General features: G+C 67.0%; 21 protein-coding genes. 4 read left to right on the top strand and 17 right to left on the bottom strand.

Annotation, left to right across the window (positions count from 1 at the left end; genetic code table 11):
- Positions 1–4 precede the first annotated feature (4 nt).
- From dusA to U743_RS06260, 4 genes are all read left to right on the top strand, one after another.
- Entirely contained in the window at positions 5–1,033 is a 1,029-nt protein-coding gene (gene dusA / locus U743_RS06275) for a tRNA dihydrouridine(20/20a) synthase DusA (protein ID WP_052368395.1), read from the top strand.
- Positions 1,030–1,596: a peptidylprolyl isomerase gene (locus tag U743_RS06270; RefSeq protein ID WP_043766487.1), complete on the top strand. Its 567-nt coding sequence runs from the start codon at positions 1,030–1,032 to the stop codon at positions 1,594–1,596. The genes dusA and U743_RS06270 overlap by 4 nt, the downstream gene beginning before the upstream one ends.
- Entirely contained in the window at positions 1,593–2,321 is a 729-nt protein-coding gene (locus U743_RS06265) for a UDP-2,3-diacylglucosamine diphosphatase (RefSeq protein ID WP_052367600.1), read from the top strand. Before U743_RS06270 ends, U743_RS06265 begins: the two co-directional genes overlap by 4 nt.
- Before the next feature lie 78 nt (positions 2,322–2,399).
- The gene (locus U743_RS06260) at positions 2,400–4,412 is read left to right on the top strand and encodes a pilus assembly protein TadG-related protein (RefSeq protein WP_043766485.1); all 2,013 of its coding nucleotides are present in this window, start codon (positions 2,400–2,402) and stop codon (positions 4,410–4,412) included.
- On the opposite strand, the gene U743_RS06255 is transcribed toward U743_RS06260, so the two are convergent.
- From U743_RS06255 to leuC, 17 genes are all read right to left on the bottom strand, one after another.
- On the bottom strand, positions 4,409–5,230 hold the full coding sequence (locus tag U743_RS06255) for a ferritin-like domain-containing protein (RefSeq protein WP_043766481.1): 822 nt from the start codon (positions 5,228–5,230) through the stop codon (positions 4,409–4,411). The genes U743_RS06260 and U743_RS06255 overlap by 4 nt on opposite strands.
- 1 nt (position 5,231) lies before the next feature.
- Positions 5,232–6,419: an O-succinylhomoserine sulfhydrylase gene (locus tag U743_RS06250; protein ID WP_043771386.1), complete on the bottom strand. Its 1,188-nt coding sequence runs from the start codon at positions 6,417–6,419 to the stop codon at positions 5,232–5,234.
- On the bottom strand, positions 6,412–7,947 hold the full coding sequence (gene purF / locus U743_RS06245; RefSeq protein WP_043766478.1) for an amidophosphoribosyltransferase: 1,536 nt from the start codon (positions 7,945–7,947) through the stop codon (positions 6,412–6,414). The genes U743_RS06250 and purF overlap by 8 nt, the downstream gene beginning before the upstream one ends.
- A 4-nt stretch (positions 7,948–7,951) precedes the next feature.
- Positions 7,952–8,473, bottom strand: coding sequence for a CvpA family protein (locus U743_RS06240; protein ID WP_052367599.1), 522 nt, complete (start codon positions 8,471–8,473; stop codon positions 7,952–7,954).
- A gap of 68 nt (positions 8,474–8,541) precedes the next feature.
- On the bottom strand, positions 8,542–9,189 hold the full coding sequence (locus U743_RS06235) for an SPOR domain-containing protein (protein WP_043766476.1): 648 nt from the start codon (positions 9,187–9,189) through the stop codon (positions 8,542–8,544).
- A complete protein-coding gene (locus tag U743_RS06230) occupies positions 9,186–10,415 on the bottom strand; it encodes a bifunctional folylpolyglutamate synthase/dihydrofolate synthase (RefSeq protein ID WP_043766473.1) in 1,230 nt (409 codons plus the stop codon). Before U743_RS06230 ends, U743_RS06235 begins: the two co-directional genes overlap by 4 nt.
- 10 nt (positions 10,416–10,425) lie before the next feature.
- Positions 10,426–11,298, bottom strand: coding sequence for an acetyl-CoA carboxylase, carboxyltransferase subunit beta (accD, locus tag U743_RS06225; RefSeq protein ID WP_043766470.1), 873 nt, complete (start codon positions 11,296–11,298; stop codon positions 10,426–10,428).
- A 45-nt stretch (positions 11,299–11,343) separates the two neighbouring features.
- Complete coding sequence (trpA, locus tag U743_RS06220; protein ID WP_043766467.1) at positions 11,344–12,153, bottom strand: tryptophan synthase subunit alpha; 810 nt, start codon at positions 12,151–12,153, stop codon at positions 11,344–11,346.
- 151 nt (positions 12,154–12,304) lie between these two features.
- A complete protein-coding gene (gene trpB, locus U743_RS06215) occupies positions 12,305–13,519 on the bottom strand; it encodes a tryptophan synthase subunit beta (RefSeq protein ID WP_043766464.1) in 1,215 nt (404 codons plus the stop codon).
- Positions 13,494–14,141, bottom strand: coding sequence for a phosphoribosylanthranilate isomerase (locus tag U743_RS06210; RefSeq protein WP_043766461.1), 648 nt, complete (start codon positions 14,139–14,141; stop codon positions 13,494–13,496). Before U743_RS06210 ends, trpB begins: the two co-directional genes overlap by 26 nt.
- A gap of 21 nt (positions 14,142–14,162) precedes the next feature.
- On the bottom strand, positions 14,163–14,942 hold the full coding sequence (gene truA, locus U743_RS06205; RefSeq protein ID WP_043766458.1) for a tRNA pseudouridine(38-40) synthase TruA: 780 nt from the start codon (positions 14,940–14,942) through the stop codon (positions 14,163–14,165).
- Positions 14,939–15,628 carry a hypothetical protein gene (locus U743_RS06200; RefSeq protein ID WP_043766457.1) on the bottom strand — a complete coding sequence of 230 codons (690 nt, stop codon included), beginning with the start codon at positions 15,626–15,628 and terminating at the stop codon, positions 14,939–14,941. Before U743_RS06200 ends, truA begins: the two co-directional genes overlap by 4 nt.
- The gene (locus U743_RS06195; protein WP_043766455.1) at positions 15,629–18,559 is read right to left on the bottom strand and encodes a FimV/HubP family polar landmark protein; all 2,931 of its coding nucleotides are present in this window, start codon (positions 18,557–18,559) and stop codon (positions 15,629–15,631) included.
- A 111-nt stretch (positions 18,560–18,670) separates the two neighbouring features.
- The gene (locus U743_RS06190; protein ID WP_043766453.1) at positions 18,671–19,693 is read right to left on the bottom strand and encodes an aspartate-semialdehyde dehydrogenase; all 1,023 of its coding nucleotides are present in this window, start codon (positions 19,691–19,693) and stop codon (positions 18,671–18,673) included.
- 37 nt (positions 19,694–19,730) lie between these two features.
- Positions 19,731–20,831 carry a 3-isopropylmalate dehydrogenase gene (leuB, locus tag U743_RS06185; protein ID WP_043766451.1) on the bottom strand — a complete coding sequence of 367 codons (1,101 nt, stop codon included), beginning with the start codon at positions 20,829–20,831 and terminating at the stop codon, positions 19,731–19,733.
- Entirely contained in the window at positions 20,828–21,478 is a 651-nt protein-coding gene (gene leuD, locus U743_RS06180) for a 3-isopropylmalate dehydratase small subunit (protein WP_043771380.1), read from the bottom strand. Before leuD ends, leuB begins: the two co-directional genes overlap by 4 nt.
- Positions 21,479–21,481: 3 nt before the next feature.
- Positions 21,482–22,885: a 3-isopropylmalate dehydratase large subunit gene (gene leuC / locus U743_RS06175; protein WP_043766450.1), complete on the bottom strand. Its 1,404-nt coding sequence runs from the start codon at positions 22,883–22,885 to the stop codon at positions 21,482–21,484.
- Between the last annotated feature and the right edge of the window lie 71 nt (positions 22,886–22,956).

Genomic DNA, 22,956 nt, shown 5'->3' with positions numbered 1-22,956 from the left:
CGACATGAGCGCCAGCGCCCTCTCTCATCGATTCTGTGTCGCACCCATGATGGAGCACACGGATCGCCACTGCCGCTACTTCCTGCGGCAGATCAGCGCGCGCGCGCGGCTGTATACCGAAATGGTCACCACCGGCGCGTTGTTGCACGGCGACGCGCATCGACATCTCGCTTTCGACGCGGCCGAGCACCCGGTGGCGCTGCAGCTCGGCGGCAGCGACCCGGCCGCGCTGGCGCACTGCGCCGCGATGGCCGAGGACTGGGGCTACGACGAGGTCAATCTCAACTGTGGCTGCCCCTCCGACCGGGTTCAAGGTGGCGGCTTCGGCGCCTGCCTGATGCGCGAACCCGCGCTGGTCGCCGATTGCGTGGCCGCCATGCGCGCCGCGACGCGCCTGCCCGTCACCGTGAAATGCCGCATCGGCGTCGACGAACAGGACGAACCCGCCTTCCTCACTGACTTCGCGGATGCCGTCGCTGCCGCCGGCTGCGAGCTGCTCATCGTGCACGCGCGCAAGGCCTGGCTGAAGGGTCTGTCACCGAAGCAGAATCGCGAGATTCCACCCCTGGTCTACGAGCGCGTACACGCGCTCGCCGCGGCGCGGCCGGACCTGCGCGTGGTCATCAACGGCGGGCTCGATACGCTGGATACCGCCTGCACACAGCTGGGGGCGCTCGACGGCGTCATGCTCGGCCGCACCGCCATCGACGACCCCTGGCTGCTGCACGACGTCGACGAATGCCTCTACGCCAGCACACCGCCCACAGCCACCCGCGAGGCCGTGCTGCTGCGCATGCGCGACTATATCGCCCGCGAGCAGGCCGCCGGCACGCGCGTGCATGCCATAACCCGCCACATGCTCGGGCTTTACCGCGGGCAGCCACGCGGCCGCGCCTTTCGGCGCCTGCTCGGCGAAGCCACCCGTCGCGACGACGGCACAGCCCTCATCGACGAGGCCATTGCGCTCATGCGCGATGTGCCACACCCCCTTTCCGCGCCATCGGCGCCCATCACCGAGACCCTCCCCGCATGAAGATCCGTCACATCCTCGCCGCCGCTTCCATGGGCACCGCCGCAGCCGGTGCCGGGGCCGCACCCTCTGTCGTGCTGCATACCAGCGAAGGCGCCATCACCGTCGCCCTGGCGCCCGACGAGGCGCCCGCCAGCGTCGAGAACTTCCTGCAGTACGCCCGCGACGGCCATTACGACGGCACCGTCTTTCACCGCGTCATCCCGGACTTCATGATCCAGGGTGGTGGCATGGACCCCGACATGCAGCAACGACCGACGCGCTCGCCCATCGCCAACGAGGCTGGCAACAAGCTCGACAACGAGCGCGGCAGCCTCGCCATGGCACGTACCAGTGCGCCGAACTCGGCGACGAGCCAGTTCTTCATCAATCTCAAGGACAACGACTTCCTCAATCCAGGCGGCGTTGATCCGCACGGCTACGCCGTCTTCGGCCGCGTCACCGATGGCATGGATGTCGTCGACCGCATTGCTGCCGTACCCACGGGTCGCCGCAGCGGCCACGCTGATGTTCCCCTGGAAGCCGTCGTCATCGAGCGCGTGGAGATCCTGGCCGGGAAGGAATGACGGCTACTCGCCACAACACAGCGCTGTTGGTCTCCGATATTCATCTGCCGGCCGGCGCCTCCGAGTACCGCAACGCATTCCTGGCGATGCTCGAAGGCCCCGGCCGCGCGGTGGACGCGATCTATCTGCTCGGCGACATCTTCGAGTACTGGCTGGGCGAGGATGTATCGGGCCCCGATCATCGCCCCGTGCTGGCGGCGCTGGCCGCTCGCGCCGCCGCCGGCACGCGTATCTACTTCATCGCCGGCAATCGCGATCTGCTGCTCGACCCCACCACGCAGGCACGACACGGCGTCATCGCCTTGCCCGATCCGGTTACCGTGCAGCTTCCCGATGGCCCGGCGCTGCTGTCACACGGCGACCAGTGGTGCACGCAGGACGCGGCCTACCAGCGTTGGCGGCGCTTCGCGCACAACCCGATTGCACAGAAGGGCTTCCTGCACCTGCCTGCGGCGCTGCGTCGGCGGATCGCGCGACGCCTGCGCACGCGCAGCAGCCAGGGTCAGCGCCGGATGCCCGAAGACCTGCTCGATGTGCAGACAGATGCCGTAGAACAGGCCTTTCGCGTCCATGGCGCCACCCGCATCATTCACGGCCACACCCATCGTCCGGCGAGACACCGCCACGCGGGCGGCGAGCGCATCGTCCTGCCGGACTGGCGCCCGGGTGAGCACCGCTATCTGCTGGCCACCAGGGGCGGTCTGGCCGAATATCAGCTGAACTGAACCGCCCGTCGCCAGGAAGGCGATGCCTGACTCATGCAATGCGACTCTGGGCGCAGATTCTCATTAGCGGAGGCGGTCATGCGCAGGGAAGCCATCGGCTCGCTCCAGAAGCGTTCGCAGCAACGTGGTGCGGCCGCTGTATTCGCCGGCATCGCCTTGGTCGCCATGCTGGCCGCCACCACGCTGGTCATTGATATCGGCCGGCTCTATCTGGCCCAACAGCAGTTGCAGAAGCAGGCCGATATCGCGGCCCTCGACAGCGTCCGACGTGTGTCGTCTTGCTCGGCGACGGAGGTGCCGACACAGGGCGAGCTTGAAGCCGCGGCTAGCCAGAGCCTCGCCCGCAACGGGCTGGAAGACATCGACGCCGAGAATCTGACGGTCACGGCCGGGCGCATCATCAGCGATGAAGAAAGCAGCTTCCGTGAGCTGATAGCAGAGCCTATGGAGACCGCTTCAGCCGTACGCGTGACGGTGGCGCGGGACCTGCCGGCCTCACTTTTTCCGCGGGGCGCATCCGCTGGCTCGCAGCGGATGCGAGCTTCCGCAACGGCCATGCAACCTGCGGCAGGCAGCTTCTATTTGGGATCGACCCTTGCCTCCGTGGACGACGGCCTGCTCAATGCAGTGATCGGAGGCCTGATCTGCCCGACCGGCGACACCGCCTGCCAGAACTCAGTGATCGCTCTGGATGTCGCCAGCGCTTCCTCAGGTCTGCTGGAAACCAGCGTCACGGTCGCTCAACTTGCCACTGCGCTGGGCGTGCGAGTGGCAGATCTCTCCGATCCGGTGGCCCTATCGCTCATGAACCCGTTGCTGCCCGACGTGCTCTCAGATCTTTCGGGCGCGCTGAGTGCTACCGCCAGCGGAACGGTTGTGGCTCTGCTGGATAGTCTTGCTGGCGCCGCGGAAGGCAGCGCCGTGCCCATGGGTGAGCTCTTCGACGACATCAGCGCGGACACGCCAAATGCTCCACTGATCAATCTCTTTGATCTGCTCCTTGCACTTGGCCAAAGCGCCAAGGCGGACGCCAGCGGCACCACACCGATACAGCTGCCAATCAACCTAAGCGTCCCCGGAATAGCCGACATTGGCGTTTTCCTGAAGGTACTAGAAGGCCCGCAATTCAGTGGCATGGGCAGACCCGGTCAGGCCATGGCCGAAACGGCTCAGCTAACACTGGGTGTGCGCATCGCCGGTGGTGCGCTGCTCACCGGACTGAGCGGCGTTCTCGACGACATTCTCAACGACATCATATTCGGACTGATCGGTGTCCTGACCGGCATCACAATTGACATCGATACCTTGTCTCCGCCTCTAAATATCGGTATCGATGTCGAAGCTGGCAAGGCGCGCGCCTGGCTGGACCGGCTCGATTGCCCGCGGCAAGGCATCAACGATGGTTTGCCAGTGGCAGCGCTGAGCGCAGAGCCGAGCACGGCTGAAGTGCGCGTGGGCAGCTTTACGGGTGGCGCCTTCGACGGCGCGCCGCTGGACGACAGCGGCAGCGAGAAACGCATCCAGTTGGCGCAAGTTGAAATTGATGGTAGCTGCCCAGCCTTGTTAGGGCTGCTCTGTCTTCCGGGCGTCAGCGCAGGCTCCGCGACCATTGATATCGCACTGGACCTGACCACCATCAGTGTCGGCGGTGCCGTGAACCCGATTGCGCTGAACGAAATCCGCGACTTCCAGCGCGTAGAGACCGACGACGCTGGGAACCCCATTCCGGATTGGCATCCGCCCGTATGGCGTGCCGAGGGTGCGCCCGATGCGCCCCCCAGCCCGGACAATCCGCAGCAGGTCGGCGCGGCCACCAACATAAACATCGCCATGGGCGTAGATGTCGAGAAAGTCGACGGCAGCGGCCTTGTAGGTCTGGTTGGTGATCTATTAGCAGCCCTGACCACCGCTGTTACGAATCTCATCGATGGCCTGCTCGACGTCGTCAACGGGCTGGTCGCCACGCTGATCGACCCGCTGTTGTTGGCGCTGGGTGTTCAGACCGGAACGGCAGAGGTCACCATGGATACAGTCAGCATCGGGCATCCGCGCCTTGTGGATACACGCGTACCCGAGCAGCAGGACAACTAGGCAAACCCGATGCGGTTGGCGCCTTCGGGGTCGAGCCGCCTGAGTTCATCCGCGGAAAAACCTGCGCGCTGACGTGCCTCGAGATTGAGTGGGGCGCGCACGCCAGTGTCGTAACGCAGCAGAAGTGCCTCGAAAGTGGGACCGGCCTCGAGACCGCGAAGATCGCAGCTGAAGCGGAACCAGCGCGTTCCAATGGCCACGTGCCGGACCTCTTCTTCGAGGATCACTTCCAGGATGCCGGCGCTGCGTGTGTCGCCGGCCTGCTTCAGGCGCGCGATCATGCCGGGCGTGACGTCGAGGCCGCGCGCTTCCAGTACGCGCGGCACCAGCGCCATTCGGTGCAGGACGTCGTGGGCCGTTTTCTCGGCCATTTCCCACAGACCGTTGTGCGCCGGGAGATCGCCGTAGTCGACACCATGCTCGCGCAAGCGCTCGCGCAGCATGCAGAAATGCCGAGCCTCATCGACTGCCACGGACAGCCAGTCGCGGTAGTAGTCGTCGGGCATGTCGGGAAAGCGCAGCGTCGCATCCAGTGCCAGATTGATGGCGTTGAATTCGATGTGTGCCACGGCGTGCAGCAGCGCGATGCGTCCCACCTCGCTGCCCAGTCCGCGCTGAGGAACCTCGCGCGGGTGCAGCAGAACCGGGCGCTCGGGCCGTCCGGGCGCTTCAGCCAGGGCCGAGGCCGGATCGTCGGAGAGTACTGGCACGGCCTCGGCATCGAGGGCTGCGACGCGCGCGCACTTGTCGGCGGGGTCGGCGCTCAGCAGCGCGGTGCACGCGGCCTCGTACTGCGGGCGCGCGGCCGCGGCTGACATCTCAGGCCAGCGCGCCGCGAATATCTGCGACCAGGTCCTCGGCATCCTCCAGACCCACCGCGATGCGCACCAGGCCGTCACCGATGCCGGCGCGCGCGCGTGCTTCCGGGCCGATGCGCATATGCGTGGTCGACGCCGGATGCGTCACGGTAGTCCTCGTATCACCGAGATTGGCCGTGATGGAGGCGAGCTGCAGGCGGTCGATGAAGCGCCAGGCCGCGCCCTGATCGGAGAGATCGAAGCTGACGATGCCGCCGAAGCCGCGTTGCTGGCGTGCGGCCAGCGCGTGCTGCGGATGCTCCGGAAGCCCCGGATAGTAGACGTGCTGCACCGCGTTCTGCGCCAGCAGCGCCTCGGCTACCGCTTGGGCCCGAGTTTCGTGCGCCTCCATGCGCACCTTCAGCGTCTCCAGGCCCTTCAGAAAGGTCCAGGCATTAAAGGGGCTCATGCAGGGCCCGGCCGTGCGCATGAAGCGGAAGAGCGTGCCGGCAACGGTCTCGGCGTCGCCGACGATGGCGCCGCCCACGCAGCGCCCCTGCCCGTCCAGATACTTGGTGGCTGAATGCATGACCAGATCCGCGCCCAGCGCCAGTGGCTTCTGCAGCGCCGGCGTCAGGAAGCAGTTGTCCACCACCAGCCGCGCCTGCTTCTCGCGCGCGATCGCCGCCAATCCGGCGATGTCGACGATCTCGCAGAGCGGGTTGGTCGGCGTCTCGACGAAGAGCATGCGTGTAGCCGGCGTGCAGGCATCGCGCCAAGCGTCGAGATCGCAGGGATCGACGTAGCTGAAATGCAGGCCGAAGCGCGACAGGATGTTGTCGAAGAGCGAGATCGTAGAGCCGAAGAGCGTGCGCGAAGCGACGACGTGATCGCCTTCCGACAACAGCGCCAGACACAGCGTCATGATCGCGCTCATGCCGGAGGCCGTGCCGATGCCCGCCTCGGCGCCTTCCATGGCTGCCAGCCGCTTCTCGAAGGCGTCGACCGTCGGGTTCGTGAAGCGCGAATAGATGTAGCCGGCCTCACGCTCAGCGAAGATTTCGGCGGCCTGCGCGGCCGAATCAAAGACGAAGCTGGAGGTTGCGAAGATCGCCGGCGAGTGCTCGCGCCAGGGTGTGCGCAGCGTCTCCGCGCGCACGCCGAGCGTGCCCGCGCCGTAAGCGCGAGGCTGGTCGGGGTCGTCAGCCATGGGCGGCACCATGGGCAGAGTTGTGCAGCTCGATCGGCATGCCGGGCTTCTCCGAATGGCCGTTTTTGGCCGCATCGGAACGGAAGAGTTCCAGCTGGTCGAGATAGTCGCGCGAGACGTCCTTGGTGACGTACTCGCCGTTGAAGACAGAGCAGTCGAAATGCTCCAGCTTGGCATTGCCCTCGCGCACCGAATCCATCAGATCCTGCAGATCCTGGAAGACGAGACGATCGGCACCCAGCGCCTCTTCTATCTCCGCCTCGCTGAGGCCGTTGGCCACCAGCTCTGAGGCCGTCGGCATGTCGATGCCGTAAACGTTCGGGAAGCGCACCGGCGGCGCGGCAGAGGCGAAATAAACCTTCTTCGCCCCGGCGTCGCGGGCCATCTGGATGATCTCGCGCGAAGTCGTACCGCGAACGATGGAGTCGTCGACCAGCAGCACGTTCTTGTCGTAGAACTCGAGGTCGATGGGGTTCAGCTTCTGGCGCACGCTCTTCTTGCGTTTGGCCTGCCCCGGCATGATGAAGGTGCGCCCGATGTAACGGTTCTTGATGAAGCCTTCGCGATACTTCACGCCCAGCCGACCGGCCATCTCGGCTGCGGCCGTACGTGAGGATTCGGGTACGGGAATCACTACGTCGATGTCGTGATCGGGCCACTCGCGCAACAGCTTGTCTCCCAGCTTCTCGCCCATGCGCAGCCGCGCCTTGTAGACGTAGACACCGTCAAGCACCGAGTCGGGACGCGCCAGGTAGACGTACTCGAAGAGGCAGGGCGAAAGCTGCGGCCGCAGCGCGCACTGATGGCGCAGCAGGCGACCATCGGCCGTGACGACCACCGCCTCGCCCGGCGCAATGTCTCCGATGATTTCGAACTGCAGCGCATCCAGCGCCACCGACTCCGAGGCGACCATGTAGTCGGTGCCGTCGGGCCCCTCGCGCTTGCCGAGAATGGCCGGACGAATACCGAAGGGATCGCGGAAAGCCACCATGCCGAAGCCGGTGATCATCGCCACACAGGCGTAGGCACCGCGGGCGCGCAGATGCAGGCGCGCCACGGCGGCGAAGACGTGCTCGGCACGCAGCGGGCCCTTGGCCTGCTCCATCAGCTCGTGCGCGAAGACGTTGAGCAGGATTTCCGAATCGGACTCGGTGTTGATGTGCCGGCGATCCTCGGCGAAGAGCTCATCCTTTAGGGCATGCGTATTGGTGAGATTGCCGTTGTGCCCAAAGGCGATGCCGTAGGGCATGTTGGTGTACAACGGCTGCGCCTCGGCAGGGCTTGCCGCGCCGGCCGTCGGGTAGCGCACGTGCGCGATGCCCATGCGGCCGGGCAGCGCGGCCATCTGCTCGTCGCGCTGGAAGACGTCGCGCACCAGGCCGAGATCCTTGTGCAGATAGAGCTTGCTGCCGTCGTTGGTCAGGATCCCGGCGGCGTCCTGTCCGCGGTGCTGCAGCACCGTCAGCGCGTCGAAGAGATCCTGGTTGACCGGCCCGTTGGCCGAGACAATGCCTGCAATGCCGCACATGGGCCTACTCCACGACTCGAGCCGCTTCCGGCTCGCTCTGGGGTTTGATGTCCTCGATCCAGCCTTCCGGCAACTGCTCTTGCACCCACTCGGCCATGGGCTCGAACCAGGGCAGAAGACGCGCTTCCTGCCACCAGGGTTCGCGATCCAGAACGGTGAGGCCGGCAGCCGCCATCAGTAGCACGATTACCAGCACGCCGCGGGCGGTGCCGAAACCTCCGCCCAGAACCCGGTCGACGCCGGAAAAGGGAGTCCGCCGGATGGCATTGGCCACGAAATGCGTGACCACGGAACCGACGATCAGCGCCAGGATGAAGACCGACAGATAGGCGATGATGAGCCGCGCGGGATCCAGCGCGATCAGCCCCGCAAGCCAGCGCTCCAGTGGCGGCGCCAGCACGAGCGCGGCAATCACGGCGAGGATCCAGCTTGAAAGATTCAGCGCCTCGCGGATGAAGCCGCGAAGAACGCCGACGAGCATCGACACCGCGAGGATGCCGAGAACGCAGTAGTCAACCCAGTTCATTAGGACCGCCGGCTGATGACGGCGCGATTGTAACACCGCCGTCACGCGCAACCCTGCCGCTCATCGCCTCAAGGCCCCGTTTCACGAAAGACACGCGCGCCCTGAAATCCCTTTTCGCGCAGGCCTTCCGCCAGCGCCTGGGCTGCCGCTTCCCGCGGTAGCGGGCCGACCTGCAGTCGCCAGAAGCGCCGGCCGTCGACGCGTACTTCGCGCAGGCGACTGCCCGTCGAGAAAGCCTCTTCAACTCGTTCGCGTCCACGTCGCGCTGCCGCCTGGTCGCTGTAGGCGGCAGCCTGAATCCACCAGTCGCCACCATCAGCAACCGTTGCCTCGGGCGCGGGCGGGTCCGGCTCGGACGCAGCTTCTGGCTTCGGTTCAGGCTTCGATTCGGGCTTCGGCTTCGGCTCGGGAGCTGGTTCGGCCACCGCAGCGGATACTCGCGCAGGATCCGGCGGCGTCTCCACCGATGCTTCTCGCGCGCCGGACGCGGCTCTCTCGCCCGACCGATCCGAAGCTTCAGCGACTTCGGCCGCCCGCGGCGCCCGCTCGAGTCGAGGCGCGGGCTCCGGCGCACCCATTCTGAGAACGACCGTGCCCTCCTCCTCGCTCTTGCCCGCCTCCGGCTGTGGCAGTAGCCATGCCAGCAGAAAGGCGCCGACGAAGACGACGGCTGCGCCGATCAGGCGGCGGAGCAACAGTTCATCTTCGCCGCTCATGTTTGCAGCGCTGCGGCTACGGTCAGGAAGGAACCCGTGACGAGAATTCCGCTATCGGCAGGCCATCCCGCGCGCGCCGCGGTGATAGCTTCCGCCACGCTTCCGGCGCAGCCCGCGGCGACGCCGGCGTCGCCGAGACGCTTGGCGAGCGCTTCGCCGCTCAAGCCTCGTGGCGGCGGCAGCGGCGCACAGATGATGCTGTCACAGAGCGGCGCCAGCGTCTGCGCCAGTTGCTCCACCGGCTTGTCCGCCAGCATGCCGAGCACCAGCCGCCAGCGCGGCGCGATATCGGATAAGTTCGCGGCAAGCTCGGCGGCGGCTTCGGCGTTATGGGCCACGTCGAGCGTCAGGCCGCGATGCGTCTGCAACCTGCCCGGCAAGCGAAAATCCGCGACAAGGCCCGTCAATGCGTCGGCGATGGCCAAACGCGACCATGCCATCGCTTCCAGCGCCAGCGCCGCTGCTGCGATATTGCGGCGCAGTGTGAGGCCGCCCGCAGGCGGCGCGGGCAGGCTCAGCCCCCAGCCCGGTGGGCTCCAGTTTTCCGAGGTCTCCTCCAGCGCTCCCATCTGCAGGATGCGCGCTCCGCGCGCAGCCAGCGCCGCGTGCAAGCCCTCCGGCGCCGGATTCTGCGCCACCACAGCGGGACGGCCCGCCCGCGCGACGCCGGCCTTCTCGGCGGCGATGCCGGCCAGCGACTCGCCCAGCTCGCGGACATGGTCGCGGCCGATGCTGGTGATGACGCAGGCCTCGGCGTCGACGATATTGACCGCGTCCAGGCGTCCGCCGAGGCCTACCTCCAGGATCTGCAGGTCGATATCGGCCTCATCGAAGAGGCAAAGCGCGGCCAGGGTGGCGTGCTCGAAGTAGGTCAGCGCTACCTCGCCGCGCGCGGCTTCGACGCGGGCCAGCGCGGCGACAATGGCCTCGTCGCTGGCGGCTACACCATCGACCCGCATGCGCTCGCCGAAATGCAGCAGATGCGGCGAGGTGTAGAGCGCGGTGCGTTGCCCTATCGCACGCGCGATCGCCTCGGCGGCATGCGCGCAGCTGCCCTTGCCGTTGGTGCCTGCGATGGTGAGCGTCGGTCGCGGGCGCAGGCCGAGGCGCGCGTGTACAACCTGCACCCGCTCCAATCCGAGAAGGATTTCGCCGCGGGCACCCTGCTCAAGCCACTGTAGCCAGTCGGCAAGCGACCAGCCCGGTTCCGGACGGGGCGCCGTCATGATCGTGACGTCAGGCGGCGGCAGAGGGGGCGTGCATGAGCAGGGCCAGCATGCTGTGCAGGCGGCTGCGCATCTCGCGTCGATCGATGATGGCATCGATGGCGCCGTGCTCTAGCAAGAATTCGGCGCGCTGGAAGCCCTCGGGCAGGGTCTGGCGCACGGTCTGCTCGATGACGCGCGGGCCGGCGAAGCCGATCAGCGCGCCCGGCTCGGCGATATTGATGTCGCCCAGCATGGCGAGGCTGGCCGAAACACCACCCATGGTCGGATGCGTGAGCACCGAGACGAAGGGCAGACCGCGATCCGCGAGCCGCGCCAGCGCCGCCGAGGTCTTGGCCATCTGCATGAGCGAGAACAGCGCCTCCTGCATGCGCGCGCCACCGCTGGCGGCAAAGCAGATCAGCGGCAGGCCTTCGTCGATGGAATGCTGCACGCCCTGCACGAAGCGCTCGCCAACGACGCTGCCCATGCTGCCGCCGAGGAAGGAGAACTCGAAGCTGGCGGTGACCACCGGCATGCCCTGCAGCTTGCCCCGCATCACCACCATCGCATCGGTCTCGCCAGAGCTCTTCTGTGCATCGGCAAGGCGATCACGATACTTCTTGGAATCGCGGAAGCGCAGCGGATCGGTCGGCCGCACGTCGGCACCGATCTCGATCTGCTCAGAATCCTCGTCGAGGAAATGCCGGATGCGCGTGCGCGCGTTGATGGGGCGATGCGCGCTGCATTTCGGACAGACCTGCAGGGTGCGCTCCAGCTCTGCGCGATAGAGGACCGACTGGCACTCCTCGCACTTGGTCCAGAGGCCTTCCGGCACACTCTTCTTGCGGTCGGTTTCGCTGGTGTCGATGCGCGAAGGCAGGATCTTGTCGAGCCAGTTCAAGGCAGCTCCGTGGCTAAGGGGTCGGATGCCGACAATCGGCAGGCTTCATGCTAGCGCATCGAGGGCGTCGCGCAATTCGCGCGCCGCTTGCTCGAGGACCGCTGGCACGGCATCGGGCGTCTCGGCCAACTCGGCGATGCGCTGCACCAGCGCGCTGCCGACGACGACACCGTCGGCGTGCTGCCCGACAGCGCGGGCGCCGGCAGCGTCGCGCACACCAAAGCCTACCGCCACCGGGAGCTCCAGATTCTCGCGAATCTCGGCAACGTGGGTCGCAACATCCGCCGGGTCCAGGCTGGCCGCACCGGTGACACCCTTGAGCGAGACGTAATAGACGTAACCCGAGCCCAGCGAGGCGATGGCCTTCATGCGCGCGCCGGTGCTGGTCGGCGCCAGCAGGAAGATGCAGTCCAGCCCCTGCGCGCGCAGTTGCGGCGCGACATCGGGCGCCTCGTCCACGGACAGATCGACGATGAGCACGCCGTCGACACCGGCGGTGCGTGCGGCCTGCGCGAAGTCCTCGAAGCCGAAACGCTCAATGGGATTCAGATAGCCCATCAACACAACGGGGGTCGCGTCATCGTCGGCACGAAAGCGCGCCACCATCCCCAGCACGTCCCGCAAGGAGGTGCCGTGCTTCAGAGCCCGCTCACAGGCAAGCTGGATGATGGGGCCATCCGCCATCGGGTCGGAAAAGGGCACGCCCAGCTCCAGCACATCCGCACCGCCGCGCACCAGCGCGTGCATGTAGCTGACGCTGTGATCCGGATGCGGGTCACCCGCGGTGATATAGGGCACCAGCGCGCGCCGGCCCTCGGTGCGCAGCCGCGAGAAGGTGTCGGCAATTCGGCTCATTCAAGTTCCTTTTGGGTTTCATCAAGAGCCACAGATTTCACAGAGTTGCGACCCAATGTATTGGTTAAAAAACAGACATAATTTATTGTTTTTTTGGACTTTGTGTGAATCTGTGCAATCTGTGGCTCCCTTCCTCTCTAAGACGCTCCGCTCAGTCGAGGGTGATGCCGTCCATGCGCGCGACGGTGTAGAGATCCTTGTCGCCGCGGCCGGAGAGGTTCACCACCATGCGCTTGCCGGCGCCCAGCTCTGGAGCCATCCTCTTTGCCCAAGCCAGCGCATGCGAAGTCTCCAGGGCCGGAATGATGCCCTCAATGCGCGTGCATTCGTGGAAGGCCGCGAGAGCCTCGTCGTCGTTGATACTGACGTACTCGACGCGGCCGCTGTCCTTCAGCCAGGCGTGCTCGGGCCCGACACCGGGGTAATCCAGGCCGGCAGAGATCGAGTGCGTGCCGCTGATCTGACCGTTTTCATCGGCCATGATGTAGGTGCGGTTGCCGTGCAGCACGCCCGGGAAACCGGCCGACAGCGGCGCGGCATGCTCGCCGCTGGCGATACCGTGGCCGCCAGCCTCGACGCCCACCATGCGCACGCTGGTATCGGGAATGAAGGTATGGAAAAGGCCGATGGCGTTCGAGCCACCGCCGACACAGGCCACCAGCGCGTCCGGCAACCCGCCCCAGGCCTCCATCGCCTGCTCGCGGACTTCGCGGCCGACCACGGCATTGAAGTCGCGCACCAGCATCGGATAGGGATGCGGGCCGGCGACGGTGCCGATGACGTAGAAGGTGTCGTCGACATTGGTCACCCAGTCGCGCAGCGCCTCGTTCATGGCGTCCTTGAGGGTGCGTGTGCCGGATTTGACCGGCACCACCTGCGCGCCCAGCAGCTTCATGCGGTAGACATTCGGCGACTGCCGCTCGACATCTTCTGCGCCCATGTAGACCACGCATTCCAGGCCCAGGCGGGCGGCGATGGTGGCGCTGGCGACGCCGTGCTGCCCGGCACCGGTCTCGGCGATGATGCGCGTCTTGCCGAGGTGCTTGGCTAGCAACGCCTGGCCGACCGTGTTGTTGATCTTGTGCGCGCCGGTGTGATTGAGATCCTCGCGCTTGAGATAGATCTCCGCCCCACCCCAGCGCGCGGTCAGTCGCTCGGCCGGGTAGAGCGGCGACGGTCGGCCGACGTAGAGCTTGAGATCGCGGTCGAGCTCGGCCCGGAAGTCCGGATCGTCGCGCAGGGAGAGATAGGCCTTCTCCAGCGCGAGCAAGGGCTCGATCAGCGTCTCGGCGACGAAACGGCCGCCGTAGGGGCCGAAGTGCCCGCGCGCGTCGGGAAAGTTATAGCTGGCTGGATCGCTGCTCATCTGCCTTTTGCACCTCGCTGATGAAGGCGGCAACCTGCTCTGCCGCCTTGATTCCCGGTGCCGATTCGACACCGCTGGAGACATCCACCGCCCACGGCCGGAAGGCCGCCACCGACGCCGCCACATTGTCCGGGCGCAGACCACCGGCAAGCACCAGCGGCAGGCGGGTTGCGCCCTGAAGCTGCTCCGGTCGCACGCCGCGGCCGCTGCCCCCCATCTCGCCGACGTCGTGACCATCGACGAGCAGGCCGATCGCGTTCGGGTAGGCGCGCTCCGCCGCCGTCAGATCGGCGCCCGCCGCCGTCGCCACGCTCTTGATGTAGGGGCGACCGAAGCTGCCGCAGAAGGCCGCGTCCTCGGCGCCGTGGAACTGCAGCAGATCGGGGCCGACCCGCTCGCAAACGGCGCGCACCTGCGCAGCATCGGCATCCATGAACAACGCTACCAGCTGCACGAAGGGCGGTACGGCCGCGCGCACCGCCATCGCCGCTTCAACATCGATGTTGCGCGGCGACGCGGGCACAAAGACCACGCCCACGGCGTCGGCCCCGCAGGCGGCGGCGTGGCGCGCATCCTCGGGCCGCGTCACGCCGCAGATCTTGATGCGCGTTCGATGCGTCATGGGGGCGCGATTGTACGCCGCTCAGGGGAAGACCGGATCGGCCGGCGAGGCGATGTCCGGATGCTCCGGATACTCGGCGCCAAGCAGATAGAGTCCCTCCGCCGGCGCCGTGGCGGCTGCCCGCCGGCGGTCGCGGCCGGCAAGCAGCATGCCGATCCAGTCCGTCGGCTGCTGTCCCCGCCCCACCACCATCAGCGAGCCGACGATGTTGCGCACCATGTGATGCAGGAAGGCGTTGCCGCGCACATCAAGCAACACGAACTCACCGCGTCGCTGCACGCTGATATCGGTGATACGCCGCATCGGCGTACGCGACTGGCACTCGGCCGCGCGGAAAGCCGAAAAGTCGTGTTCGCCCAGCAACTGCCGGGCTGCCGCATCCATGCGCGCGGCATCCAGGGGGTGGCGCAGCCAGGCGCTGCGCGCGCGCCAGAGCGCCGGCGGCGCCGGCGTATTCGCGATGACGTAGCGATAGCGCCGAGCCACGGCGGCATAACGCGCGTGAAAGCCCTCCGGCGCCGGCATCACCCACTGCAGCGCGATATCGGCAGGTAGCTGGCTGTTGCCGCCGCGCAACCAGGCATCGACGCCACGCGGCGCACCGCTGTCGAAATGGATGACCTGCATGGCCGCGTGCACACCGGCATCGGTGCGCCCGGAGGCGGCGATCGTGACTGGCTGGTTCGCCACGCTTGACAGCGCTGCCTCGACACGCCCCTGCACGCTGTCGATGTGTGCCAGCCGCTGCCAGCCGCTGTAGGCCGTGCCCGCATAGGCGACACCGGCAACCCAGCGAGTCATGCCAGATACAACAAGATCACGGCGCCTAGCAACATACTGAGAAAAATCATATCGCCTGCTCCGGGGCGGCCCGCGTACGGAATCTCCGCGATCTGCTCCCCCGCCAGCGCGCCGTGTTCGGCACGCAATAGCAGGCGCGCCGCGGCGGTGTCCAGCCCCTCACCCTGCTGGCGCAGTCCCGCAGCCTCGCTGCGCGCACCATCGACCGCCGCGAAGACCATCGCCAGACGCCGCGCGAAACGCGAAACCGGTACGCCCAGCGCGCGCAGGGGTGCCAGCAACCAGATGATGCCGGCCGCGAGCCAGGCCGGCGGCGTGCGCCGGGTCAGCACGACAACGGCCCCCAGCAGTGCGACGAGGACGCCGCAGCGCCGCAGCGCCTCGCTGGCGCCCATATCCGTAAGCCCGGGCAACGTCGGCCAGATCGGGTCGCCACCGCCGCGCCATAGATGCAATGCAACGATGGCGAAGAATAGCCAGCGCAGGCGCCAGAGGCCATTGAGGAAAAAGCGCGCGTCGGTGATGGAGTGGCGCCGCAGCCAGAGCAGTGCCACCAGCCCCGCCAGCCAGAGAGCGGACAGCGGTAGCGCCGGAAGCGCTGCCGCAAAGGCGAGCAGTGCGAGCAGCCGTATCCCGCAGTGCGGCCCCGGGGGCGGCGCTCCGGCGGATACGCCCGCGCCGCTCACCTAGCCCAGCTTGTCGAGCAGCTCGGCGGCCTCGCGCTGCTGCTCGGCGTCGCCGCGCTCGGCGACTTCCTGCAGCATCGGCCGCGCGAGCTCGACATCACCGAGATCAACGTAGGCCCTGGCCATATCCAGCTGCCCGGCCATGGCGCCCGCGTCGTCCGCATCGGGCTCGCCTTCCGGCTCCAGATCCAGCCCGCCGATGGCGAAATCCTCGTCTCCGCCGCCCGCGGCAGGGTCCTGGGCTGGGGCTGCCATCGGCTCGGCGGCAGGCTCGGACTCAGCGCCCTCGTCATCTCCGGAGACATCGAAATCGGCCAGCGAGAAATCATCCAGATCCAGATCGGGGGCATCAGATTCTGGCTCTGCGGCAGGCTGTGCAGCGGGCTCTTCGGCGCCGGCGTCGACTTCGTTTTCCGTCAGATCGAGCGCGCGCTCTTCATCGAAGCTACTCGCGGCGCCTGAATCGGCGGTAGCGCTGTCGTCGGCATCGAAATCAAGCGCGTCAAGGTCGAAGTCCAGGCTGTTCTCATCATCGGTGCGAGTGGCCGGCTCCTCCGCCACCTTCGGACTGTCGGAGTCCCCGGTTTCCAGGGCATCCAGATCGAAATCAAGCAGATTATCCGCGGAGCCCTCGTCCAGCGCCGGTGCGACGGAGTCCTTGACGTCGTCGCTCTGCAGGTCGTCGAGCTGGTCGAGATCGAAATCCAGACCGCCCTCGCCCGCACTGTCTGACTCATCCAGAGTTCCGCCGGTCTCCGTATCGAGCCCGGCAAGGTCGACATCCAGCCCTTGTTCTGGCGGCGCTGTCACCTCGCCCGGCACCCCTTCGGCGGGGGTGGGTTCGCTCGCTGCGGGCTCGGCAGTCGCGGGATCTTCGCTCTCGGCATTGAGCGTCGCACCTATGGCTGCTCCGGCCGCGAGCCCACTGGCGTGCCGCGAATCCGGCGCGATGCGATCCGCCATGCGCGCCAGCTCGCCACGTTGCTCCTCATCGAGCCCACAACCGCTGGCGGCATCCGCTGCCTCGAGAAAGGCTTCGCGCTGCTCGGAAGCATGGTGCACTTCGGCGAGCTTCAGCCGCAGATCGGCGCGCTCCGGCTCGCGCCGGATTGCCTCCTGCAACCGCGCTTCCGCGTCATCGAACATGCCATAGGCAATGCGGAAGTCGGCATCGGCCATGGGGTCGTCGCCCTCGCCGGTTGTGCCTCGTGGTTCCGGGGGCTCCGTACTACCGCCATCGCTGGGTGCTTCGCTCGGATCGGACGCGTCATCACCATTGACGGCCGCGACATCGTCACTGGTCTCGAAGGAGGCCGGCACGAGATCGCTGGCCTCCTCGTCGTCGTTGGCGAAGACCTCGGCTTCCGCGCGCCGCCGGCGCCAGACCAACAGGGCGACCAGCAGCAGGACAACCACCGCAACGGCGCCCAGCAGTCGCAGGTCGAAACCACCTTCGCTTTCGCCTGCTGGCGCGGGAGACGGCGGTTCGGCAGGTTGCGCTCCGCCTTCACCCACAGCTGCCGCATCATCGCCAGACGTGTCGGGGGCTTGCTCGGTGTCGGCCTTCGGCTCAGCGTCATCGCTTTGTGCCTGTTCGGGAACCGGTTCGACTTCGGTTTGCTCCGAGGCTTCGGCCTCCGCTGCTCGTTGCTGGGCTCGCGTGAGCTCGCGATCCACCAGCAAAGCGGCGGCATCAGGAGCGGCGTCCGCTTGCGCTTCGCTATCCTCAGTCACCACGGTCCCTTTGCCGCCGCCGTCATCCGCATCGTCGGCTTCGGGCTGGCTCTCAGCAGCATCAGCGTCATCCATAGTCGTGGATGTCTGCGCCGCGTCCGACTCCGGACCGTCCTCGGTGCGCATCAAGTCCGGATTGACGGCGTCGGTTCGGCGGTCTCCTGCCGTCAGTGCCGCCATCGTCCTATCCGCCTCAGCGGCATCGATACGACGTACCGCGTCTGGTGGCGGGATGCGCAGGCGGCTGCCCCGCAACAGCGCTGTGGCGTCTCCCTCATCAAAGGCTTCGGGGTTGGCGATCACGATAGCCAGCATCTGCTGCGCCATGGTGACTTCGCCGCTAGCGCCACGCGTGTTGTAGGCCACTCGCCAAAGCGTTTCGCCGGCACGGACTACGTAGACGCCATCTTCGGCACTGCGCGCGGGCAGCGCCTGCGTCGAGGCGCGGGCTGCGCGCGGCTGCGGCCGATCTCGACCGGCCTCGATTTCAGCCAGCAATTCGGGGTCCAGCTGCCGCTCGCTCGCCGGCTCGCGCTCCTCGAAGAAGCGTGGCGATTGCTTGGCGGACTGTTCGGGCTCGGCGGCGCTTCCGTCTTCCGTGGACGTCGGAGAAGCCTCCTGCCCATCGCCCTCGCTTGCCATGGGTGTGGTGGCGTCCTGGGCGTCGGCCCCGACGCGCTCTGCTGCCGGACGTGATTCGGGTGCACCTTCGAATTCCGGCTCTGGCTCGGGTGCTGGTTCCGACTTTGGTTCCGGCCGAGTTTCCGCCGGCTCTGGAACAGCAGCGCTGGGCTCGCGCGCCATCTCCGGCGGATCCACTAGCAGCGTGTAGCCGCGCTGCACGTTCTGGCGCCCCTGTCGCAGCTCGATAAGGAGATCAAGCATCGGCTCGCGCAGCGGACCTTCGCCGCGAATGCGCACGACCGGGCGGCCGTCCCGACCCTCTTCCACCGACAAGCGCAGATTGCGCAGATAGTCGTCGCGAATGAGGCCCGCGGCCTCGAAGCGCTCGGCCGGGGCCAAACGTACGCGCAAACCGGACAGCTCGTCGCTTGCGACGCCGCGTAGCGGAACGGTCGCCTGCAGCGGCTGGTTCAGCGCCGACTCGAGCTCGATCGCGCCCAGACTGATGGCATGTGCCGCGCCGGCGGCACAAAGAAGCGCGCAGAGCAGCGAGATGCGCTTAACGACGGACATGGTTCTGGCAACCCCCGATTGGTTCCGGAACTGAGACTACTGCATTACGAAGCGCTTGTAACCCATTCTGGGCACGCCAAAAACGCTGTGCGCTACCGCTTGTCGTCCGAGTCAGAGATATTCCGCAATCAGGCACTCCGCGATCTGCACGCTGTTCAGCGCCGCACCCTTGCGGATGTTGTCCGACACCACCCAGAGATCAAGCCCACGCGGATGCGAGATGTCCTCGCGGATGCGGCCCACGAAGACCTCATCGTGGTGGGCACCCTCGGTCACCGCCGTCGGGTAGCCGCCGTCGACGTGCTCGTCCATCACCTTGATGCCGGGCGCGGCCGCGAGCAGTTCACGAGCGCGATCGGCGCTGATCTTCTCGCGCGTCTCGATGTGCAGTGCCTCCGAATGACCGTAAAAGACCGGCACGCGCACGGCGGTGGGATTCACCTGGATCGAATCATCCTCGAAGATCTTGTGCGTCTCCCACACCATCTTCATCTCTTCCTTGGTGTAGCCATTGGGCTGGAAGGTGTCGATGTGCGGCAGGCAGTTGAAGGCGATCTGCTTGGGATAGACCTTGGACTCGAAGTCCTGCCCGCTCAGCGCGCGCGCGCTGGTATCGGCCAGCTCCTCAATGGCTTCCTTGCCGGTGCCGGAGACGGACTGGTAGGTGGCGACATTGATGCGCTCAATGCCCACCGCGTCCAGGATCGGCTTCAGCGCCACCAGCATCTGGATGGTGGAGCAGTTGGGATTGGCGATGATGCCGCGCTTGGTATAGCCGGCGATGGCGTGCGCGTTGACCTCCGGAACGACCAAGGGAACATCCGGGTCGTAGCGGAACTGCGAGGTGTTATCGATGACCACACAGCCTGCCGCCGCGGCCTTGGGGGCGTACTCGGCGGAGACGCTCGCGCCCGGTGAGAACAGGCCGATCTGCACTTTCGAGAAGTCGAATCCGGCCAGGTCCTCGACGTAGAGCTCGTCGGCGCCGAAGTCGAGTTCCTCGCCGACCGAGCGCGCCGAGGCCAGCGCGTAGACCTTGCCCACCGGGAATTTGCGCTGGCGCAGGATCTTGAGCATCTCCTGCCCGACCGCGCCGGTCGCGCCAACCACTGCCACATCGTATTGCTTGCTCATCTCGTTTCGTCTCGCCCTGTTGAATGGTGGGCCGTCATCAGTTGCCGAGGCGGGCGACCACCGCCTCGCCCATGGCGCGGGTGCCGACGGGGGTGCCGCCCTCGCCCGCCAGATCGCCGGTACGCAGGCCGTCGGCGAGCACGCCGGCCACGGCAGCCTCGACGCGATCGGCCAGATCGCCGCGATCCAGCGAATGCCGCAACAGCATGGCCAGCGACAGGATCGCCGCCAAGGGGTTCGCCTTGTCCTGACCGGCGATGTCCGGCGCGCTGCCATGAACCGGCTCGTAGAGCCCCTGCGCCTTCTCGTTGACCGAAGCCGAAGGCAGCATGCCGATGGAGCCGGTCAGCATCGCGGCGATATCGGACAGGACATCGCCGAAGAGGTTTCCCGTGACGATAACGTCGAACTGCTTGGGTGCGCGCACCAGCTGCATGGCCGCGTTGTCGACGTACATGTGGCTCAGCTCGCAGTCCGGATAGTCGGCCGCCACGCGGGTGACGACCTCGCGCCACAGCTCGGAGCACTCCAGGACGTTCGCCTTGTCCACCGAGCAGACCCGCTTGTCGCGCTTGCGTGCGGCCTCGAAGGCGCTGCGCGCGATGCGCTCGATCTCGAACTCGCTGTAGACCAGGGTGTTGAAACCGACGCGCTGCCCGCCCGGACGGCCGTCCGGATGTGGCTCTCCCTGGCGGATCCCGCGCGGCTGACCGAAGTAGATACCGCCGGTAAGCTCGCGCACGATGAGGATGTCGAGGCCGGCCACCAGCTCCGGGCGCAGCGACGAGGCGCCGGCCAACTCCTTGAACAGCATGGCGGGGCGCAGGTTGGCGTAGAGCCCCAGCTCCGAGCGGATGCGCAGCAGACCGCGCTCCGGCCGAATCGAACGCTCGATGGCCTCCCACTTCGGGCCGCCAACCGCCCCGAGCAGCGTGGCGTCGGCAACGCGCGCGGCTTCCAGCGTGCTCGCCGGCAGCGGGTCACCCTCGGCGTCGATGGCGGCGCCGCCGATCAGGCCTTCCGACCATTCCACCTCGAGACCGAATCGGTCGCGCAATGCAGCGAGCACGCGCTCGGCCTCGGCGACCACTTCGGGGCCGATGCCATCGCCGGGCAGCAGAAGAAGACGTGCGCTCATGCGGATTCTCCGTCGGCGAAGAGCCAGGGGGCTTCCTGACGGCGCCTTGCCTCGTAAGCGCGGATGGCGTCGGCCTGGGTCAGCGTGATGCCGATCTCGTCGAGGCCCTCGAGCAGATTCTTCTTGCGCTTGGGGTCGATCTCGAAGGAGAAACGCAGATCGTCGCTCTGTACCGTCTGCGCGGCCAGATCGATGGCGACCTCGCGCGCCGGCGACGCGGTGGCAACGCGCAGGAGCTGTTCCACCTCGTCGCCCTTCAGGACGATGGGCAGCAAGCCGTTCTTCATGCAGTTGCTGAAGAAGATGTCGGCGTAGCTCGGCGCGATGACGGCGCGGATGCCGTAGTCGGCCAGCGCCCAGACCGCGTGCTCGCGCGAGGAGCCGCAGCCGAAATTGTCGCGCGCGACCACAACGCTGGCGCCTTCGCGGCCCGGCTCGTTGAGCACAAAGTCAGTGTTCGGGCGGCGCGTCGCCGGATCGACATCCAGCGTGCCCGGATCCAGATAGCGCCAGTCGTCGAAAAGGAAGGGCCCGAAGCCCGTGCGCTTGATCGACTTCAGATACTGCTTGGGAATGATCGCGTCGGTGTCCACATTGGCGCGATCCAGCGGCAGCATGCGGCCGCGATGGGTCGTGAAGGGCTGCATCATCTAGAGCTCCCGGACGTCGACGAAGTGACCGGCAACCGCGGCGGCCGCGGCCATGGCCGGGCTGACCAGGTGCGTGCGCCCGCCCGCACCTTGCCGGCCCTCGAAGTTGCGGTTGGAGGTGGAGGCGCAGCGCTCGCCGGGCTCGAGGCGGTCGGCGTTCATCGCCAGGCACATCGAGCACCCCGGTTCACGCCATTCAAAACCGGCATCCAGGAAGATCTTGTCCAGGCCCTCGGCTTCGGCCTGTTCGCGCACCAGCCCGGAGCCGGGCACGACCATGGCCAGCTTGATGTTGTCGGCTCGCTTGCGGCCGCGCACGACCTCGGCGGCCGCACGCAGGTCCTCGATGCGGGCGTTGGTGCAGGAACCGATGAAAATCTTGTCCGGCGCGATATCCCGCATGGCCATGCCGGGCTTGAGGTCCATATAGGCCAGCGCACGCTCCATGCCCTCGCGCTTGCCGGCGTCCGTCTGCTCGGCCGGGTCCGGCACGACCCCGGTGACCGGAACCACCATCTCCGGCGACGTGCCCCAGCTCACCTGCGGCGCGATCTCGTCAGCCTCGATCACCACTTCCCGGTCGAAGACGGCATCGTCGTCGCTGCCCAACTCGCGCCAGGCGGCCACGGCTTTCTCCCAGTCCGTACCCTTGGGGGCGAAGGGGCGGCCCTCGACGTAGTCGATGGTGCGGTCATCCGGCGCAATCAGTCCGGCGCGCGCGCCGGCCTCGATGCTCATGTTGCAGACGGTCATGCGGCCTTCCATGGAAAGATCGCGGATGGCCTCGCCGGCGTACTCGATGACATGACCGGTGCCGCCGGCGGTGCCGATACGGCCGATCACGGCGAGTACGATGTCCTTGGCGGTCACCCCCTTGCCAACGTGACCACGCACCGTGACGCGCATGGTCTTCGCCGGCCACATGACCAGCGTCTGCGTGGCCAGCGCGTGCTCGACCTCGGAGGTGCCGATGCCGAAGGCCAGCGCACCGAAAGCGCCGTGCGTCGAGGTATGCGAGTCGCCGCAGACGACGGTCATGCCGGGCAGCGTCGCGCCCTGCTCCGGGCCGATGACGTGCACGATGCCCTGGCGCACATCCATCAGGTCGAACTTGGTAATGCCGAACTCGGCGCAATTGGTGTCCAGCGCTTCGAGCTGCGCGCGCGAGATCGGATCGGCGATCCCCTTGATGCGGTCGCGCGTCGGCACATTGTGGTCCGGAACCGCCAGGTTGGCGTCCACGCGCCAAGGCTTGCGGCCGGCCAAGCGCAGCCCCTCGAAGGCCTGCGGACTGGTGACTTCGTGCACCAGATGCCGGTCGATATACAGCAGCGCGCTGCCGTCGTCGTAGCCGACGACGGTATGGGCGTCCCAGATTTTCTGATAGAGCGTCTTGCCGGCCACTGCAGCCTCACTGGCCTTGTCGGGACGCGCATTCTAGTGGCTCTCGGGGCGCGCTGCCGCATGCAGCGCGC

Origin of the sequence: Algiphilus aromaticivorans DG1253 (genome assembly GCF_000733765.1) — a bacterium.
Lineage (GTDB): Bacteria > Pseudomonadota > Gammaproteobacteria > Nevskiales > Nevskiaceae > Algiphilus > Algiphilus aromaticivorans.
The sequence above is the reverse complement of the archived record's forward strand: the minus strand, read 5'-3'. Positions and strand labels throughout refer to the sequence as shown.

Coding starts and splice junctions, on each gene's coding strand:
- U743_RS06240 (WP_052367599.1), bottom strand. CDS start 8,473: ATGAACTGGGTTGACTACTGCGTTCTCGGCATCCTCGCGGTGTCGATG.
- truA (WP_043766458.1), bottom strand. CDS start 14,942: ATGACTCGCTGGGTTGCCGGTGTCGCCTATGCGGGCACGGCCTACAGC.
- purF (WP_043766478.1), bottom strand. CDS start 7,947: ATGTGCGGCATTGCAGGCATTGTCTCGGCCAACGGGCCGGTCAACCAG.
- U743_RS06195 (WP_043766455.1), bottom strand. CDS start 18,559: ATGTCCGTCGTTAAGCGCATCTCGCTGCTCTGCGCGCTTCTTTGTGCC.
- U743_RS06210 (WP_043766461.1), bottom strand. CDS start 14,141: ATGACGCATCGAACGCGCATCAAGATCTGCGGCGTGACGCGGCCCGAG.
- trpA (WP_043766467.1), bottom strand. CDS start 12,153: ATGAGCCGAATTGCCGACACCTTCTCGCGGCTGCGCACCGAGGGCCGG.
- U743_RS06235 (WP_043766476.1), bottom strand. CDS start 9,189: ATGAGCGGCGAAGATGAACTGTTGCTCCGCCGCCTGATCGGCGCAGCC.
- dusA (WP_052368395.1), top strand. CDS start 5: ATGAGCGCCAGCGCCCTCTCTCATCGATTCTGTGTCGCACCCATGATG.
- U743_RS06270 (WP_043766487.1), top strand. CDS start 1,030: ATGAAGATCCGTCACATCCTCGCCGCCGCTTCCATGGGCACCGCCGCA.
- U743_RS06190 (WP_043766453.1), bottom strand. CDS start 19,693: ATGAGCAAGCAATACGATGTGGCAGTGGTTGGCGCGACCGGCGCGGTC.
- leuB (WP_043766451.1), bottom strand. CDS start 20,831: ATGAGCGCACGTCTTCTTCTGCTGCCCGGCGATGGCATCGGCCCCGAA.
- U743_RS06255 (WP_043766481.1), bottom strand. CDS start 5,230: ATGTCAGCCGCGGCCGCGCGCCCGCAGTACGAGGCCGCGTGCACCGCG.
- U743_RS06260 (WP_043766485.1), top strand. CDS start 2,400: ATGCGCAGGGAAGCCATCGGCTCGCTCCAGAAGCGTTCGCAGCAACGT.
- U743_RS06250 (WP_043771386.1), bottom strand. CDS start 6,419: ATGGCTGACGACCCCGACCAGCCTCGCGCTTACGGCGCGGGCACGCTC.
- U743_RS06230 (WP_043766473.1), bottom strand. CDS start 10,415: ATGACGGCGCCCCGTCCGGAACCGGGCTGGTCGCTTGCCGACTGGCTA.
- leuD (WP_043771380.1), bottom strand. CDS start 21,478: ATGCAGCCCTTCACGACCCATCGCGGCCGCATGCTGCCGCTGGATCGC.
- U743_RS06265 (WP_052367600.1), top strand. CDS start 1,593: ATGACGGCTACTCGCCACAACACAGCGCTGTTGGTCTCCGATATTCAT.
- trpB (WP_043766464.1), bottom strand. CDS start 13,519: ATGAGCAGCGATCCAGCCAGCTATAACTTTCCCGACGCGCGCGGGCAC.